16 protein-coding genes are annotated in these 16,487 nt (G+C 66.6%); 7 read left to right on the top strand and 9 right to left on the bottom strand.

Annotated features, from left to right (window positions below; all coding sequences use genetic code 11):
• Position 1 precedes the first annotated feature (1 nt).
• On the top strand, positions 2-841 hold the full coding sequence (locus tag OG394_RS06005) for a MaoC/PaaZ C-terminal domain-containing protein (RefSeq protein ID WP_328993908.1): 840 nt from the start codon (positions 2-4) through the stop codon (positions 839-841).
• On the opposite strand, the gene OG394_RS06000 is transcribed toward OG394_RS06005, so the two are convergent.
• Entirely contained in the window at positions 834-1,508 is a 675-nt protein-coding gene (locus tag OG394_RS06000; RefSeq protein WP_328993907.1) for a hypothetical protein, read from the bottom strand. The genes OG394_RS06005 and OG394_RS06000 overlap by 8 nt on opposite strands.
• Positions 1,509-1,570: 62 nt before the next feature.
• Positions 1,571-2,434, bottom strand: a complete 864-nt coding sequence (locus tag OG394_RS05995) for an acyl-CoA thioesterase (RefSeq protein ID WP_328993906.1) — start codon at positions 2,432-2,434, stop codon at positions 1,571-1,573.
• A 63-nt stretch (positions 2,435-2,497) separates the two neighbouring features.
• Between OG394_RS05995 and OG394_RS05990 the strand changes: the two genes are divergently transcribed.
• Positions 2,498-2,920: a nuclear transport factor 2 family protein gene (locus OG394_RS05990; protein ID WP_328993904.1), complete on the top strand. Its 423-nt coding sequence runs from the start codon at positions 2,498-2,500 to the stop codon at positions 2,918-2,920.
• A gap of 62 nt (positions 2,921-2,982) precedes the next feature.
• Here the strand turns inward: OG394_RS05990 and OG394_RS05985 are convergent, their stop codons facing one another.
• The gene (locus OG394_RS05985; RefSeq protein WP_328993902.1) at positions 2,983-3,564 is read right to left on the bottom strand and encodes a nitroreductase; all 582 of its coding nucleotides are present in this window, start codon (positions 3,562-3,564) and stop codon (positions 2,983-2,985) included.
• A gap of 111 nt (positions 3,565-3,675) precedes the next feature.
• On the opposite strand from OG394_RS05985, the gene OG394_RS05980 reads away from it, so the two are divergent.
• The gene (locus tag OG394_RS05980) at positions 3,676-4,491 is read left to right on the top strand and encodes an inositol monophosphatase family protein (RefSeq protein WP_328993901.1); all 816 of its coding nucleotides are present in this window, start codon (positions 3,676-3,678) and stop codon (positions 4,489-4,491) included.
• Here the strand turns inward: OG394_RS05980 and OG394_RS05975 are convergent.
• A complete protein-coding gene (locus OG394_RS05975; protein WP_328993899.1) occupies positions 4,450-5,289 on the bottom strand; it encodes an aminoglycoside phosphotransferase family protein in 840 nt (279 codons plus the stop codon). The genes OG394_RS05980 and OG394_RS05975 overlap by 42 nt on opposite strands.
• A gap of 962 nt (positions 5,290-6,251) precedes the next feature.
• Positions 6,252-6,782, bottom strand: a complete 531-nt coding sequence (locus tag OG394_RS05970; protein WP_328993898.1) for a SigE family RNA polymerase sigma factor — start codon at positions 6,780-6,782, stop codon at positions 6,252-6,254.
• A gap of 101 nt (positions 6,783-6,883) precedes the next feature.
• Here OG394_RS05970 and OG394_RS05965 point away from each other — a divergent pair, with 101 nt between their 5' ends.
• Entirely contained in the window at positions 6,884-7,006 is a 123-nt protein-coding gene (locus tag OG394_RS05965; RefSeq protein WP_328993897.1) for a hypothetical protein, read from the top strand.
• Between the two features lie 74 nt (positions 7,007-7,080).
• On the opposite strand, the gene OG394_RS05960 is transcribed toward OG394_RS05965, so the two are convergent.
• On the bottom strand, positions 7,081-7,998 hold the full coding sequence (locus tag OG394_RS05960; protein WP_328993896.1) for a proteasome assembly chaperone family protein: 918 nt from the start codon (positions 7,996-7,998) through the stop codon (positions 7,081-7,083).
• Positions 7,999-8,181: 183 nt separating this feature from the next.
• Here OG394_RS05960 and OG394_RS05955 point away from each other — a divergent pair, with 183 nt between their 5' ends.
• Genes OG394_RS05955 through OG394_RS05945 form a run of 3 tightly spaced genes read left to right on the top strand, consistent with a single transcriptional unit; the run spans position 8,182 to position 11,691 of the window.
• Positions 8,182-9,195, top strand: a complete 1,014-nt coding sequence (locus tag OG394_RS05955) for a hydroxyacid dehydrogenase (protein WP_328993895.1) — start codon at positions 8,182-8,184, stop codon at positions 9,193-9,195.
• Positions 9,192-11,111, top strand: a complete 1,920-nt coding sequence (locus tag OG394_RS05950) for a DUF2264 domain-containing protein (protein ID WP_328993894.1) — start codon at positions 9,192-9,194, stop codon at positions 11,109-11,111. The genes OG394_RS05955 and OG394_RS05950 overlap by 4 nt, the downstream gene beginning before the upstream one ends.
• 52 nt (positions 11,112-11,163) lie before the next feature.
• Positions 11,164-11,691 carry a ferritin gene (locus OG394_RS05945; RefSeq protein ID WP_328993893.1) on the top strand — a complete coding sequence of 176 codons (528 nt, stop codon included), beginning with the start codon at positions 11,164-11,166 and terminating at the stop codon, positions 11,689-11,691.
• Positions 11,692-11,721: 30 nt separating this feature from the next.
• On the opposite strand, the gene OG394_RS05940 is transcribed toward OG394_RS05945, so the two are convergent.
• From OG394_RS05940 to OG394_RS05930, 3 genes are all read right to left on the bottom strand, one after another.
• Positions 11,722-13,611, bottom strand: coding sequence for a DUF2207 domain-containing protein (locus tag OG394_RS05940; protein WP_328993892.1), 1,890 nt, complete (start codon positions 13,609-13,611; stop codon positions 11,722-11,724).
• A gap of 497 nt (positions 13,612-14,108) precedes the next feature.
• Positions 14,109-14,717, bottom strand: coding sequence for a hypothetical protein (locus OG394_RS05935; protein ID WP_328993891.1), 609 nt, complete (start codon positions 14,715-14,717; stop codon positions 14,109-14,111).
• 116 nt (positions 14,718-14,833) lie between these two features.
• Positions 14,834-16,267, bottom strand: a complete 1,434-nt coding sequence (locus OG394_RS05930) for a tyrosine-type recombinase/integrase (RefSeq protein ID WP_328993890.1) — start codon at positions 16,265-16,267, stop codon at positions 14,834-14,836.
• Positions 16,268-16,487 lie beyond the last annotated feature (220 nt).

Here is a 16,487-nt window from a genome sequence, read left to right as displayed (position 1 = left end):
CATGCCCACCCGCAGGTACGACGACTCCCCCGGGCTCGGTTCGCTGTACGCCCGGACGGTCAAGGCCACGTTGCGCAAAGCGGAGTACGAGCCGGACGAGGACGGCCTGACCCTGGAGTTGCCGCGGGCAACGGTCGACGCCGACCACCTCGCGTCGTACCGGGACGTGACGGGCTTCGCGGCCGGGCCGACGCTGCCGGTGACGTATCCGCACATCCTGGCGTTCCCGTTGCACCTGGACCTGATGTTGGATCCGTCGTTCCCGTACAAGCCGATGGGTATCGTGCATCTGGCCAACACGATCAAGCAGGTGCGGCCGATTCCGGTCCACGCGGAGCTGTCGGTCAAGGTGCGGAGCGGCCCGGAGCGCCAGCATGCGAAGGGCACGGTCTTCGACGTGGTGAGCGAGGTCAGCCAGGACGGCGAGGTCGTGTGGACTGATCAGACGACGCTGTTGAGCCGGGGTGCGGGTGATTCCTCGACGAAGGCCGATCTGTTGCCCGATCTGGCGCTCGAGCCGACGGCGTCGTGGGATCTGAAGGGCAACCTCGGCCGGCGGTATGCGGCCGCCTCGGGTGATCGCAACCCGATCCACCTGTTCAAGCTGAGCGCACAGGCCTTCGGCTTCCCGCGGCAGATCGCGCATGGCATGTGGGCGAAGGCGGCCGCGCTGGCATCGATCGAGCGGTCAGCCGGGTTGCCGGAGGCATTCACGGCGCGGGTCGAGTTCAAGAAGCCGTTGTTGCTGCCTTCGCGGGTTTGGTTCGCGCATCACGGTGACGACTTCGCGTTGTACGACGAGAAGCGCGAGGTCACGCACCTCATCGGGAAGCTCAGCTAAGGACGGCGCCGTCGACGCGTAGGGCGTACTCGATGTCCTGGAAGAGGGTGTAGAAGCCAGGCTGTCCGCCGACGACGTGTCCGACGACGGCGCCGTCATCGCGTACGACGAGCTCGCGGATCTCGCCGATCGCGTCCGCGGTCACCGCGACCTCGCACCAGCTGCCGAAGAGCGGTCCCAGCGCGAACTCCGGGATCAACGCGCGCACCCACGAACGCTGCGAGCCGGTGATGACGACATCCCTCCCGTGCGCGGACGCGATCGGCTTTGCCGCCCGACCAACCGCGCCAATGCGGGCGTCGGCCAGGCGTTGCGGCGCCGGCAGCCCCACGGCGTACGTCGTCTTGGGCCAGCCGAACCCACGCCTCCCGATCAGCCTGCGCGACGACAACGGCGTCTGCTGAATCGGTAATCCCTCGAACGGCGCTAACCCAGGCTGCACGAATACCGCCGGCACGGGCTCTGCTAGTTGGAGGCCGAACCAGAGGCCGTGGCCGAACAAGCCGCCGGGTGCGCGCGGCTCCTCCTGCAACAACGCGCGGTACGACGGGCCGTGCACCTCGTGGGCCTCGAACGCCTCACGAAACACGTTGACACCGTGCGCCACCTCGGCCAGGTCAGGCACCAAGCCGGGGTATTCCGCAGCAGCTTCCTCCCACAACGTCATCTCGCCCCCTGTTCGAGGACTACATCGAGTGGTGACTGATGAGCGTTACGTGTCGGAGTGTCTCAGGTCTGTGTCAGGTCGGGCCTCAGGTCATCCGGGTCTAGTCCGATCGGGCGAATCAGGCCTTCCTGGGCGACATTGGCGACCAGTACGCCGTCGACCGTGAACAGGCGGCCGGTGGCGAACCCCCGCGCGCCCGACGCCGAGGGCGAAGCCTGGTCGTACAGCAACCACTCGTCAGCTCGCGCCTGCCGGTGGAACCACATCGCGTGATCGATCGACGCCGGCTGGATCCGGGGATCGCCGATGATGAGCCCGTGCTGCAGCAGACTCGCGCCGAGCAACGTCAGGTCACTCGCATACGCCAGAACGCACGCGTGCAAAGGCGATTCGTCCGGAAGCTTGCCCGCGGCCCGGATCCAGAACTGCTTGCCGGTGGCACTCGCGATCCGCACGTCGAGCGCGGCCCACTCCTTGTTCCACTCGTCGGCCTTCCGGCCCGAACGCGCCTCGAGCACCTCGGCCAGCGTAGGTGCGTCATCAGGCAGTACGACGCCTGCGGGCATTTCGTCCTGATGGTCCAACCCGGGTTCGGGCCGCTGGTACGACGCCGACATGTAGAAAATCGGCTTCCCGTGCTGCGACGCCACCACCCGGCGACTGCTGAACGTCTTGCCGTCCCGCGTCGGCTCGGCGCGATAAACGATCGGTACGGCGGTATCGCCCGGGCGCAGGAAGTACCCGTGCAACGAGTGGACCAGCCGCTCCGGATCCACCGTGCGCGTGGCCGCCGCCAAGGCCTGGCCGAGCACCTGGCCCCCGAAAACCCGCTGCATCGAGGTCTCCGGCTGCCGCCCCCGGTAAACGTCGGTATCGATCATCTCCAGGTCGAGCAACTCGACCAGGTCCTCCAACGACTCAGGCATACCCCCATCCTGCCAGCCCGGATGTCGCTGACCGACGGATTCAGGACCCGCCACACTCGGAGCATGGCCGACATCACCATGGAACCCGACCTGATCACCGCCCCGGCACTACTGCCTGTGCTGGCTCACCTCAAGAAGCGTGAACCTCTGTTCCACCGGCGCGAGCTCGTCAGTTCGCCGGCGGACGTCGAACGCGAGACGGCGGACGACTTCTGGGAGGTCGGCGCCTCCGGTCGCCGCTTCAGCCGGAACTTCGTGATCGCGACCATGATCGACCGATTCGCCTCCGGTCAGCCGGACGAGTACGAGACCGACGGCTGGGAACTCAGCGACTACCACCTCCGCGAGATCGCGCCGCTGACCTACCTCCTCACCTACACCTTGCGCCAGCCAAACCGCCTGACCAGACGTCTCAGCGTCTGGCAAGGCTCAGAAGAAGCCGGCTGGAAGATCCTCTACCACCAAGGCACACCAATAACTCAGTAGTGCGGGCAACACGCCCGCCCTCGCCCTAACCATCCGCCCGGGCGGAGCTTGACCACTAGCGGTCATGCGCCGATGAAGGTCACTGTTTCTGTCAGGTCCGCCCGGCCGGTGCGCAGCCGGGGCACGCCTTCCTTCTCGTATCCGACCGCGACGCCGCAGAAGAGTACGAGGCCTTCGTCGGCTCCGACTATTTGGCTGACGGACTTGCGATACATCGTCCACATCACCTGGGGGCAGCTGTGCAGCCCTTCCGCCCTTAGCAACAGCATCACCGTCTGCAAGTACATCCCGGCGTCGCCCCACTGGCCGGGCCCCATGGTCCGGTCGAGGTAGCAGAACAGTACGACCGGCGCTTGGAACGCCTCTGAGTTCAACGCGGCGATCTTCCTGGGCCTGTCGGGGTCGTCGCGCTCGATTCCCAGCGCCTTGTACCGCTGGGCAGCCGCAGCGGAGAAGCGGTCGACGTACGGCGAGGTCAGCTTAGCCGGGTACATCGGATACTCCCGCTCATCACCCGGGTCTCCCGCCAATGCCCGGGCCGTCGCGCGCCTCTTCAATTCGGCCAAGGGCTCACCGGTCAGGACGTACACGTGCCACGGCTGGAGGTTCCCACTCGACGGAGCGCTCTCTACCGTCTTCAGCACGCCTGAACGGCAATTGGTGATCCGGATCGCACTGCGTTGAGCGCGACTGCCGCCGCTTGGTCGCAACCTCTACACCGAGTGAGTCGATTTCCCCTGATAGCGTCGGCGGTTGTGGATGGCGCTGATGACTTGCGGCTCGCGTTCGACACTTCGGATCTGGCGGCGGAACTCGCGCTCGGCTACTTCGAGGCTGGCGTTTCGGCAACGCTGAAGGACGACGGCACACCGGTCACGGAGGCTGACCGGGCAGTCGAGCGGTTGTTTCGCGAGAGGTTGTCCGCGGCGAGGGCAGAGGATGCGCTTCTCGGCGAGGAATTTGGTCGACTCGGCGAGTCCGATCGCGTCTGGATCATCGACCCGGTTGACGGCACGTCATTCTTCAGTCGGCGTGACCCGAACTGGCGAGTCCACATTGCGTTGGAGGTTGCCGGCATCACTGTGCTCGCGGTCGTGACAGCTCCTGCGCTGCGACGCTGCTGGTGGGCGACCCGAGGCGGCGGTGCTTTCGAGTCGTCGTGGCCACGCGATGAAAAGACAACGAAGCGCCTCGAGGTCAGCACCACTTCGGTGTTGGCTGATGCTCGGCTCGATGTTCTGCACGAAACGCCTAAGGCCCGTCTCCCGCTGAGTGCGGCGCGCGCACCGGCAAGCCCGCTTCCGCTGGTCGAGCTTGTACGTGGCGAAATCGACGCCTTCTTGGTCGAGCGCTACCACCTCTGGGATCACGCGCCCTGGATTCTCCTCGTCGAGGAAGCGGGCGGCCGTTTCACCGATCGAACCGGAGGGAATTCGGGCGATCAAGGCGGTGGTCTGTACTCCAACGCCAACTTGCACGGTCAGTTGCTCACCGCGCTTCAATACCCGACGTACATCGATGGCCCCCGATCAGCTGTGGCTATGACCGAGCGCCGCTCGGATCTGGCCTAGCCACTCTGTGCCCAGTTGGCGCCCGTTGGGGAGTTGGTCACCTCGATCCCAGCGCCATGTTGTGACCATCGCCAGCATGAGGATCCGGCACTCGCGTAGCAGGTCTTGATCGATACCTGGATAGTGCTCGCTGACCTCTTCGGGTGCATGGGCGAGGTCGAATTCGACCGGGCCACGGCAGCACGTTTCAAGGTCGATGAACAGCAGTCCGTTCTTGGTGTTGAGGAGGTTGCCTGGATGCGGCTCGCCGTGCAGGAGTTGCTCGGCGGGGCGGCGCTCCTCGATCGCTCGCCTCAGACGTCGTAACGTCGTACTGAGGAGCTCCCGGTCGGCGTCGGCGAGCGCTGGTGTGTGGTCGCGGCTTGCCAAGAGTTGTTGGGCGTCTTCAACTCGATCTGTGAAGTGCGGCGTTGGGACATCGACCTTGCGCATGCCGGCATGCAGCCGCTCGAGCACATGTGCGTAGTCGGCTGGTGAGACCACTTCAGGTGTGACGGGTTCGTAGTAGGTCCACAGCGTGACCACGAAGTCATCACGTTCATAGACACGCGGCTCCACTCGACGCTCGAGAGCAGCCATGGGGCTCCCGGCTTCGGTGAGGCGTTGAGCAAGCTCGATTTCGAACTGTGCGACCTGCTCGGCCGCAGGTGCCACCCGGGCCAGGACGTCACAAGGCAGAAGACGCAGAGCGAGCTTGTTCGAGTCATTGAGCACGATCGCGTCGTCGACTGGCAGTCCGAGTGATGACGCGATCGACATGGCGGCAGCCACCGCACGCTGGGCCTCTGTCGCCTGCATGGTTCGCCTTGCCCCTTCCCGTCGAGAGCCGCCGAATCGCTCCAAGCGGCACAGCCCGGGCACCATACCAACCTGTCGGTCGTCCGCTGGCTACCAGAAGTTCCTTGGAGAAATTCGGGAGGCGGTGTCGGATCGGGGCCGAGATGTTCGTTGCAGGGTTGAGTGGTCGCGCATGAGGGCGCTCGCTCCACGGCGACTGACCGAGTGAGAGGCGGCCTTGGGGACCAGCGGTACAGCCGTTGGCGCTCAGCGTTTGAACCCGAAGTGCCCCGCACTCCGTTATGTGATGCGGATGATCGCGATGATGCCCGTCCCTGATTGAGTCTCAGCCCCGCTTTGTGCATTGCATCGAGCTGGGCCTCGTGACTCCCAGGAGTAGAAGACTGGGTAGTCTCCAGGTTTGGCTGCGGTGAACTGCAGGGTTGCCGGCTCACCTTGTCGCAGGCTCTGCCGCACCAGCTGGTTCTCCGGTCTGCCGATGTCGGTCGGAGGCAAGGGGTTCGGTGAGGTTGCTCCAACGTCTATGGACCGTCCGGTGGTGGCTCCGGGGATTCCGACGACGAGGGCTCCGTCAAGGAGAGCTACGTCTTGCGCGGGTACTACGGCATTGATAACGACAGCCGTCGCGGCCCGAGCGGAGACTGAGTACAGCCCCGCAGACGGGGCGCCGACAATGTCTATGGCTGGCAAGCCGTTGCATGACTCGGGGTCCCTCGGCGCAAGAGCGTCCTTCGAAGGTGTTGACGACGGCGCCACTGTTGCGTCCGGGCTGCGCATCGACTGAGCTAACACACCTCCGCTGGCGATAGCTACAGTCGCGATCGTCGCGCCGACCAGGGCCGTCCAGCGGCGGCGCCTGTACCGCCGAGCGGCCGCAGCCGCAATCTTGTCAGGATCGACGGAGCGAAGTTGGTCTTCGGGAATGCTGTCCCGCACCAATGCGGCAACGTCTTCGTCGTGGATCATCTCGGTGGTCCCGTTCGTGGGGCTAGCTGACTGTTTGTGGTGAGCCGTTCGCGTAGCACTGCCAGCCCTTTGGCTGTCTGGCTCTTCACGGTGCCGGCGCTGCACTGCATGACCTCGGCTGTCATTTCGACACTGAGGTCGGCGAAGTAGCGCAGGACTATCGTTTGTCGTTGCCTGCTCGGAAGCCGGGCGAGTTGCGCTTCCACATCGGACAAACCATCCGAGTCGTCCGAAGCGCGGAACATCGCTGAAGTGACTTGGTCCAGTTCCCAATGCCCGCCGGTCGGACGCTCGCGTGAGAGATATAGCCGACGGCCGGAACGTCGAGTCAGTCGCACAAGCGTTCGGTACGCGTATGCCGTGGCGTTACCGTGATCGGCGATAGTGGACCAGCGCAGGCAGACGCGGATCAGCGTTTCCTGGACTAGATCTTCTGCCGTGTGCCAGTCCCGGGAGATGAGGCGCGCCGAGCCCAGCAGCCTGGGCGAGGCCGCGATAACGAACTCGTGGAACCCGTCGTCAGCCATTGGCGTCAGCCTCCTCTCCTAATATAGAGGCATCGTCACGACCATCAGGTTGCCTCAACCGCGAGAACGGCGTCTTCGCGGCCGACGGCGGCTGGGAGCTTGTGGCCGTGCTCGGGCTGCTCGCGTTGACGGTCGCCGCGGTGGGCGCGGGCCGATTCAGCCTCGACAACCTGTTCCGCAAGGCGCCGAACCGCAGCATGACGATGGCGGACGCCCGCAGCTGAGCGCCGGCGTACGCAACAAAAACGCCCGCACGACTCTGGTTCAGCCAGGGTCCTGCGGGCGTTTTCGGGAAGAGTCAGACCTCGTCGTCGCGGTTCAGGTCGGCGAGGAACTGCTCGAGCTCGGCACCGAGCTCGTCGCCGGAGGGGATCGACTCGGCGGCGAGCAGGCTGCCACGGCTGATGGAGCCGGCGGCAGCGTCGTACTGGGTCTCGAGGGCGCTCACCACGGCGGTCGCGTCCTCGGAGGCCTGGACCTGCTCATCGACCATCCGGCCGGTGACGGCAGCTTCGTCGAGGAGCGCCTTGCTCGGCAGCAGCAGCCCGGTCGCGGCCGAGACCGCGTGTACGAGCGCCAGCGCGGCACCCGGGAAGCGGTTCTCCGCGAGGTAATGCGGCACGTGCACGGCGAAGCCCATCGCGTCACGCCCGGCCTCACCGAGGCGGACCTGCAGCATGCTGGCCACGCTCGCGGGCAGCCGCATCTCGCCGTCCCAGATGTTCGAACGGGTGACGAGCTCCGGCCGGGTCGCGTGGGCGGTGAGGCCCAGCGGCCGGGTGTGCGGCACGCCCATCGGGATGCCGTGCACGCCGATGGTCAGGGTCACGTTGAAGCGCTCGATCAGGTTCCGCACGGCGGCGGCGAAGCGCTCCCAGTGCATATCGGGCTCCGCGCCCTCGAGCAGCAGGAACTCGACCCCGGCGTCGTCCACCAGCAGGTGGAGCAGGAGCTCCGGCGGGTCGTAGTCGATGAACCGGTCCTCGGCGAACGTCACCTCAGGCCGCCGGGCGCGGTAGTCGTGCATCAGATCAACGTCGAATCGGGCCACCACACGGCTCTCGAGTACGTCGAGGAGGTGGTCGGCGGTGACACGGCCGGCCTGGCCCGCGTCCATGAAGCCGTCGAGCGCGTGGACCAGGACTCGCGGCGGTGCGGCCGGTCCGGTCGCGACGGACTCGTCGACGATCTCGTAGAGGTCGTCCGGTCGCAGCATCTCGGGTCTCCTTCGCGGTGGCGGTCGGCGGGTGGATCCGTTACCCATCCTGCCTTGCATAGGTGACAACGCCCTCCCGGCGGGCAGGAATTCCGCCTCAGACGACATTGGCGGGTTTTTTCTCACAGGCGACCACGCCGCCCGGGGCGACAAGATGGGAAAGCGCTTGCTAGCGTTCGGTCCGTGACTGCTTCCCCGCCCTTGGTCCTGCTCGCGATGAGTGACTCCACCCTCGCGCAGGTGATCACGCCCGATCTGCGCGCCCGGCTGGACGCAGTGGGCAAGGTGCTCGACGTCCGGCCGGCCGCCTCGTTCCTCGATGAGCCGGACGTGGCGGCGGTGCTCGGTGACGTGGAAGTGCTGGTCACCGGCTGGGGCTGTCCCCCGATCACCCGTGACGTGCTAGACGCGGCGCCCAAGCTGCGGGCCATCCTGCACGCGGCCGGCAGCGTCAAGCACATCGTCGACCCGTCGGCCTTCGAGCGCGGTATCCAGGTCAGCTCCGCGGTGGCGGCGAACGCCGTACCGGTCGCGGAGTACGCCGTGGCCGCCATCATCATGGGCGGCAAGCGCGCGTTCCGGCTTGCCGCGGAGTACCGGACCAACCGGAAGAAGCCGGACAGCCACGGGTACGCCCCGATCGGGAACCACCGCAGTACGGTCGGCCTGCTCGGCGCCTCGCGCATCGGCCGGCTGGTCGCGGAGCGGCTGAAGGCGTTCGACTTCGACGTACTGATCAGCGATCCGTATCTGAGCGCCGACGACGCTGCCGCCATGGGCGCGCGGTTGTGTGACAACGACACGTTGTTCGCGAGCAGCGACATCGTCAGCATCCACGCGCCACTGCTGCCCGAGACGACCGGGCTGGTCGATGCCCGGCTGCTCGGCCTGATGCCGGACCGCTCGGTGCTGATCAACACGGCTCGCGGCAAGGTCATCGACGCTGCCGCGCTCGAGGCCGAGTGCCGTTCGGGCCGGATCGACGCCATTCTCGACGTCACCGACCCCGAGCCCCTGCCGGCCGACTCCCCGTTGCTGGATCTGCCGAACGTCTTCGTCACCCCGCACCTGGCCGGTGCCCTCGGCAACGAGGTGAACCGCCTCGGCGACGTGGCCGTGAGCGAGTTGGAGCGCCTGGTCGCCGGTGAGCCGCTACAGCACGCTATTGCCGCCCATGAACTCGAGAGGATCGCATGAGCCGCCTTATCCTGCCTGGCCCGGATCGAGTGCTCTCAACCTGGACTGGCTGGTCCCGGGCGCATTGGGAGGCACTGGCCGACCACCTGCTCGATTCGCTCATCCCGTACTTCTCCCCCGGCGGAGCCCGCGTAGACCTTCCTGGCCGGCCTAGCCGGTCTGGTGTTGTCAGTGATGGCCTAGAGGGGTTCGCCCGGTCGTTCATGCTGGCGGCGTTCCGGATCGCCGGAGTCGGTGGTGTCGGCTGTGAGGACTTGATCGAGCGGTACAGCCGTGGACTGGTTGCAGGCGCTGATCGCGACAGTGACGAGGCCTGGCCGCGTCTCACTCCCCTGGCCCAGCCGTTGGTTGAGGCCGCCGCTATCGCCGTAGCGCTGCACGAGTCGCGCGAGTGGATCTGGAACCGCCTGAGCACTACCGACCAGGAGAAGGTCGCGGACTGGCTCGGCGGCTTTGTCGGATCACGTACGCACGACAACAACTGGCGGTTGTTCCAGGTCGTCTCCGAGCAGTTCCTGGCCTCCGTAGGCGCGCCACACTCGCAGCAGGAGATTGAGGCGGGCCTAGACCGTATTGAGGACTGGTACGTCGGCAACGGCTGGTACTCCGACGGATCCGGCCAGAACTTCGACAACTACATCGGCTGGGCCATGCACCTCTACCCGGGCCTCTGGGCGCGGATGGCGGCTGCAACGCCTGGAGCGGCGTACGACGACCGGTTGCAGGTCTACCGCGACAGGCTCCGGCTGTTCCTGGAAGACGCAGTGCACCTTGTAGGCAGTGATGGCGCGCCTATCCACCAGGGGCGCTCGCTGACGTACCGGATGGCTGCGGCGGCGCCGTACTGGATGGGGGCACTGCTGGACGCGACGCCGCTCTCACCCGGTACGACGCGTCGGTTGTGCTCGTCGATCGCCAGGCATTTCGTGGAGCGCGGGGTGCCGGATGAGCGCGGCGTACTGACGCTTGGCTGGTACGACACCTTCCTGCCGACCACCCAGTCGTACTCCGGCCCGGGATCGCCGTACTGGGCTAGTAAGGGGTTCGTCGGTCTGCTGCTGCCGCCGGAGCACCCTGTCTGGACCGAGCGCGAGGAGGTGCTTCCGCTCGACGAGGCCGACCAGGTCCGCTCGATGCCGGCACCTGGCTGGATTGTGCACGCCACGCGGCATGACCAGCTCGTACGACTCCTCAACCACGGCGCGGACCATGCCCCGGTGGCGGAGCCGGAGGGCGTTGAGCCGCCGGGAGACCCGCACTACGACCGGCTGGCGTATTCGAACCACACCGGGCCCGAGTTGTCCGGACAGGCACAACTCGACCGTGTCGACAACAACCTGGCCCTGGTCGACGGCGCTGGCCGTACCAGCTATCGCGGCCGCATCCGCCGGATCGCCGTCGGGGAGCGCAGCGCCTCTTCCTGGCACAAGGCGTGGCTCGGTTCCGAAGGCCCATGGCGGATCGAGACGGCGTCGGTCGTGTACGGCGGCTGGGAGATCCGGTGTGCGCTGGTCGACGGCCCGGCTGGCGCGACCGTGCGCAGCGGCGGCTATCCCGTCGCCGGGCAATCCTTGCCGACGGCAACCACTGGCAAGAGTCCGGCGTGGGCGTCGGCCGAGGCGGGTGGCTTGTACTCGACGGTGGTCGGGTTGCACGGGTACGACGATGCCGCCGTACATCGTGATCTCGGCGCGAGCGCGTTCGGCCCGCACTCGGCCACGCCGTACCTGACCGTGACTCATCCGGGTGAGCCGGTCGTGCTGGTCAGTGCCGTGTTGCTGAACCGCGACACGGTCAAGCCGGAGTCGATCTCGACCGGTCTCACGATTGTTGTCGAGGGCAACCAGGTGCGCCTGACGCTACCCGATGGCGCGGTCGAGATCGTCGAACTCGGACAGGGTTTCGGGGCCGCTTAGGGAAGGCTCGCTTTGGATGAGAATTCCCGGCCGCGGGTCTACATTGGGCGGCATGGGCACCTATGTGAAGCTTCTTCAGGAACAGATCCGTAACGAATTCCTGGCCTCGCAGCAGTACATCGCTGTCGCGGTATGGTTCGACGACCAGGATCTGCCGCAGCTGGCCTCGCACTTCTACAAGCAGGCCCTCGAAGAGCGCAACCACGCGATGATGATGGTCCAATACCTGCTGGACAAGGATGTGCGGCCGACGATCCCGGGTATTAGTGACGTCACCAACGAGTTCGACAACGCGCTCGCGCCGCTGGAGCTCGCGCTGCAGCAGGAGATCACCGTCACCAAGCAGGTCGAGACGCTGGCGCGCACCGCGCGTGACGAGGGTGACTACGTCGGTGAGCAGTTCATGCAGTGGTTCCTCAAGGAGCAGGTCGAGGAGGTCGCCGCGATGAACACGCTGGTCAACGTTGCGAAGCGCGCCGGTGACAACCTATTCGCTCTCGAGGACTTCCTGGCCCGCGAGACCGTCGGCGATCTGGGTTCCGATCCGACCGCGCCGCGTGCGGCCGGTGGGTCGGTCTAAGGGCCTGGCCTACTCGGTCTAAAGCCTGGCTTACCAGGATCCCCCGCCGCCGCCACCCCCGCCGCCACCGGAGGAGCCTCCACTGAAGCCCGACGAACTGCCGCCGCCCCCGCCACTGTTGGCCGGGGGTGGTGGCAGGTCGAACGTCGAGGCGACGGTCCGCTCCAGGTCGTGCGCGGAGTAGCCGGAGGTGTAGTACGAGGGGCCGTAGTACCAGTACGGGTCGGGCGGGATGCGCCCCGCCGCGACCAACTGCGCACAGATCGCCTGCCAGCGGTCCGCGATCCCGAAAGCGATTGCCCAAGGCAAGTACTTGCTGAAGATGTCCTCGCCTTCCTCGAACCGCAACTGGTCCGCCTCGGCGGTGGCCAGATAGGTCCGGAAGCCGACGAGTTGATCCGCGATCGCCCGGCCGGTGGCGTTTTTCTTGCCCTTGCCCTTCTTGCTGAAGTAGAGCACCAGCGCCACGATGCCGCCGAGTAGCGGCAACGCCACCGCCGTCGCCGGGCCGGCTCCACCAGCGGACGCCGCAGCCACCGCGCCACCGAGGCCGAAGATGGCGGCGAAGAAGATGACGATGGCCAGGCAGCCGCATCGCACCGCGCTGGCGCCACTCATCGCCGCACCGCGAGGCTGCTTGATGTACCAGTTGTACTGGGTGATTTGTCCACGCAAGGCCGCGATCATCACGTCGTGCGCTTGACGCATCGAGTTGTCGCCGGTGGGGCGCCGTTCGAGCGTGAGGGCGGTGCCCGGCTGCAGGCCCGGGAAGAGCGACTGCAACAGGACTTGCTCGTGATGGCGAGTGGCGACCGCCGGATCGAGCAGTACGGCACGTTGCTCGGTGCCGTGGTTCTCGATCCGTACGCCGCCTCGCACGGCCATGTCGATCAGCGTCGCGGCGGTTTCCGTCGTATTCGCGACCGAGTCGATGAGCAGACCCGCCTCGCCGACCGCGATCGGCGGCGGCGCGAACGCGACCGGGATCTGGTCCTCGTCCAGGTCGTCCTTCACCACGGCCGGCGCTACTGCGCCGGCGGGCGGGAAGGCGCCTGGTGGCATGCCGGCGAATCGCTCATCCCGGAAACCGCGCTTGTGGTACATCACGCCTGCCGTCACGGCGATCGCGGTCGTGACGAGCGAGGCGAGCAGCGCCCAAAGGGACAGGCCGACGCGCTCGAGCGGGCCGGGCGGGTCGACCACGATCGGGGTGTCGTTGCTGACCACGCCCGCCTTGATACCGGCGACGACTGTCAGTTGGTCGCCCGGCTCGATGTTCGTCTGGATGAACGTGCCCTTGCCGGCCTGGACCGACTTCTGCTGGCACTGCTGCGTCGAACGGGGTGGGCCGGTGAAGCACTCGACGCGGGTGACGCCTTCGGGTACTTGCGCCGAGACCGTGACGGTCTTGATCGTGGCCTTCCAGTCGGCGCCCGTCGCGTCCCAGTAAAGCTCGCTGTGGTCGTCGAAGTGCCGCAGGGCGCCGCGGACGTCGTACTGGATGACGTACGTCGCGGTGGCGTCGATGATGGTCCGGTCGGCCGAACCGATCTTGAGGCGCAGGGACTGGTTGCGATGGCCGTTGGTCTTGAAGACCTCTTCGGTGAACTCGTCGCTGTGGCCGGACGGGCTCGAGACCCGCACGTTCGAGACGTCGTACCGCTGGTCCTTGGAGTCGTCGTCGGCCCACTTCTCCCGGATGACCAGGTCGCGGTACATGCCGTGCCGGCCCGAGCTCTGCCCGAACCGGTAGACGATCGTCTCCTTCACCTGGAGCACACCGTCGGGCGTCACCTGGTAGCCGATCTGGAACGAATCGATGACGTCGTCCACCGGCGCGGCCGAGGCCGGTGTCGCGGTGAAGGTGAGGAGGAGTACGCCGAAGACGGCGAGCAGCAGTGCGGTCAGACCTCTACGCATGCGGCGACCCTAACGACCGCCGAGGGCCAATCAGCCCGTCTCCTCGGGGTGTCGGTAAGAACGCTGTCACCAGCCGCAGACGAGCGAGCGGCTTCTGTGGGTTAGCCGCCGGTGATGAGCAGCAGGAGCCCGGAAATGACGAGGCCGGTCTCGACGAGGACAACGAACACGGCGACGGGGAGTCGGTCGAGGATTTGGCGACCGCGAGCGCGTCGTAGCGGGTGACCTCGCGCAGGTGGTGGTGACGGATTGACCAGTCGAGGAGCACCGGGAGGACGCCGGCGAGGTAGCCCCAGACGGTGTGCTGGCTGCGGGCCTTGGCGCGGGGCCCACCTCGCGAAGTGTCCGCAGCCAGCGTTCGACGTCGCGACAGATGCCTGGGGCAACGTTGGCGAGCTAGCGGTCCAGCCAGGACTCGAACGCGGCGCCCGGTCGTCGTCGAACAGGTCCAGGTCTGCGAGCACCTCGATGGTTCGTTCGGCGCTCGGATAAGGCTGTCAGCGCGGGGAGTAGAGCCAGGGTTGCTTCAGGTCGAAGAAATCCGGTACTCCGGCGCTGAGTTCGTTCAGCTCGTCCATCTGCGCCTTCAACTCTGGCGGCGGTTCCTTACGTTCGCCTTCGCGCGCCTCTTCCTCGGAAGTGAAGTACAGCGCCATCGTGTAGGCGCCGCCTTCGTGTTGTGCCGCGACGCTGCCGATGATCTCGGGACGGAACGCCGCCCAGGCTTCCGAGTCCTGTCCCATCAGCTCCCGCGCCCGGTCGGGATCTGTGCCGCGTCCCTGCATGATCTGGACGAAGCCGGCGTTGTCGGGGTTGCCGATTGTGTCGACGACGACGTCTGTGCTGTTGGTGAAGGTGGCATCGCCAGAGAACAGCGTGGAGGTCTCCGTCCACCACGCGTCCTGCTCCGGCCGGTCGCTGTTTTGCTGAGCTGTCTGCGCTGACTCGAACCGGGCGATGGCAATAAATCTGCCGTCATCGGTCACACCCGCTGTAGTGCCGAGCCAGCCCGCTGCACTAGGCCCAAGATCCTGCGCCCAGCGGTCGAGCGCCACATGTGCCTGCTCTGGGTTGTCGACGTGTCCTTGAATCACCTGGACAAACACGGCTGGCTCCTTTCAGCGGACGTGGTTCGGCCGGTCAGTCGATCCATTCCGGACGCTACGCCTGCCACTACCCACCGTCGATACCACGAGCCCCGTATGCCGACAGCGCCGGATCTTCACCCGTTTGCCGCTGGTGACACGTTCCTTACCAACGCCCAATCCACTGGCGTGTCGCTCGGTGTGACGGTCGTGTTGGGCGCGGTTGTGTTGGTGTCGGTTGTGGCGGCGGCGGTGATGGCGGCGGCGACGAGGTCTGCGGCGGTGGTGTCGCGGGTACGGCGGCCGCGGTCGTAGTACTGCGTGGTGGCGATGCTCGCGTGACCGACATCGGCCTGGACGTGCTGGATCCGGGCATCCTGCTCCAGCGCGATCGTCACGTAGGCGTGCCGTAGCGCGTGCGGATGCACCAGATGCGCGACATCCTCAAGGGCCGGGCCGGCCTGGGTGGCGATCCGTTTCAGCAAAGCGTTGATGTCGAATCTGGAACACCGTCCGCCGTCCCGCGTGGCGACCATCGGCGTACGCGCGGCATTCGGTCTGCCTCGCAACGCGGGAGTGGCCGCCTCGCTAAGGCGGTCGCGCTCAGCCAGGTAATCGCGCAGCGCCGCGTCCGCGAGGTCGGTGAGGTAGACCTCCCGCCGTACGCCGCCCTTGCCGAGCACCCGCAGCATTGGCTCGCCACCCGATACGACGAGGTCGTCGCGATTGAGCCCGACTAGCTCGGATACGCGAAGGCCTAGCGTCAGGAGGGCGACGACGGCGACTGCTCGGAAGGCGAAGAGGTCGCGATGGCGGGTGCGGTTCGGGAGTTGGGCCGCGGCGTCGAGCAAGGCGCGAAGCTGTGCGGCCGTGAGCCGGATCGTCGGCGACGCCTCACGAGAACTCCGGCTGAGGCCGAGCCTCGCGCGGTTCAACGCCGCGGGATTGGCCGGTACGACGCCAGTCTCCGTGAGGTGTCCGTAAAACGCCGAGAGCGTCGACAGCATCCGCTGCCGCGTACGCTTCTCCGCCCCAGCCGCGTCAAGCGCATGCAACCACGCCTTCACCTCAGTACCCGTAGCCGCTCGCGGATCAAGCCCCATCCCCGCACACCACCGAAACCACGCCAACCCATGCAACGCCCCCACCTCCCTCGGCACAGAGGCCCTCTTCCCCTCGGCCGATGCGGCTGCGCCCTCTGCCTCTGCCGACGTACCGCCGCTCGCCCCGGACGCCCCAGTCGGCACGCCGGCCAGCGCGTCTACCCAGGCGACCGGAAGCCCTAGGGCGTACGCGTAGGTCCGCCTGGTGCCGGCATTCGCGTAGGCCAGCAGCCACTCCGCAATCTGCTCCCGCAGGACCTCCGGGTCAGCCACGCCCGGCCAGCCGCCCTCCCCCATCCCCTCGCCAGTCCGCTCCCCAATCCCCTCGCCGGCGGCCGTGCCGAAGTCGCCGCTTGCCTTCCGCGGAAGCGACTCCAGCAGGACGAGCGCTCCGGACTCGGGCTGGCCTGTTGCGGCGCGGTTTTCAGGCGTGGATGGGTCCGGAAAAGGTGCGGCGGTTGTGGGCACGGAGTGATCTTTGCCGACCGATCCAGGCGAACCCAGTCTCCACGCCGGGCCTTGATCGAGAACCAACAAAACACCGGTTTCGTGGGGTTTTGGTTTAGTTTTCCCAACTCAAACTAGTTAATTAGGTTTTGGACCTGCTAACCAATAGGGTTCAGGCATGATCGATGAGGCTGCGCGTTGCGGATATAGCAAGTGCCGGGCAGAACTGCCCTCCCCTGGG

The organism is Kribbella sp. NBC_01245 (assembly GCF_036226525.1).
Classification (GTDB): domain Bacteria; phylum Actinomycetota; class Actinomycetes; order Propionibacteriales; family Kribbellaceae; genus Kribbella.
The sequence above is the reverse complement of the archived record's forward strand: the minus strand, read 5'-3'. Positions and strand labels throughout refer to the sequence as shown.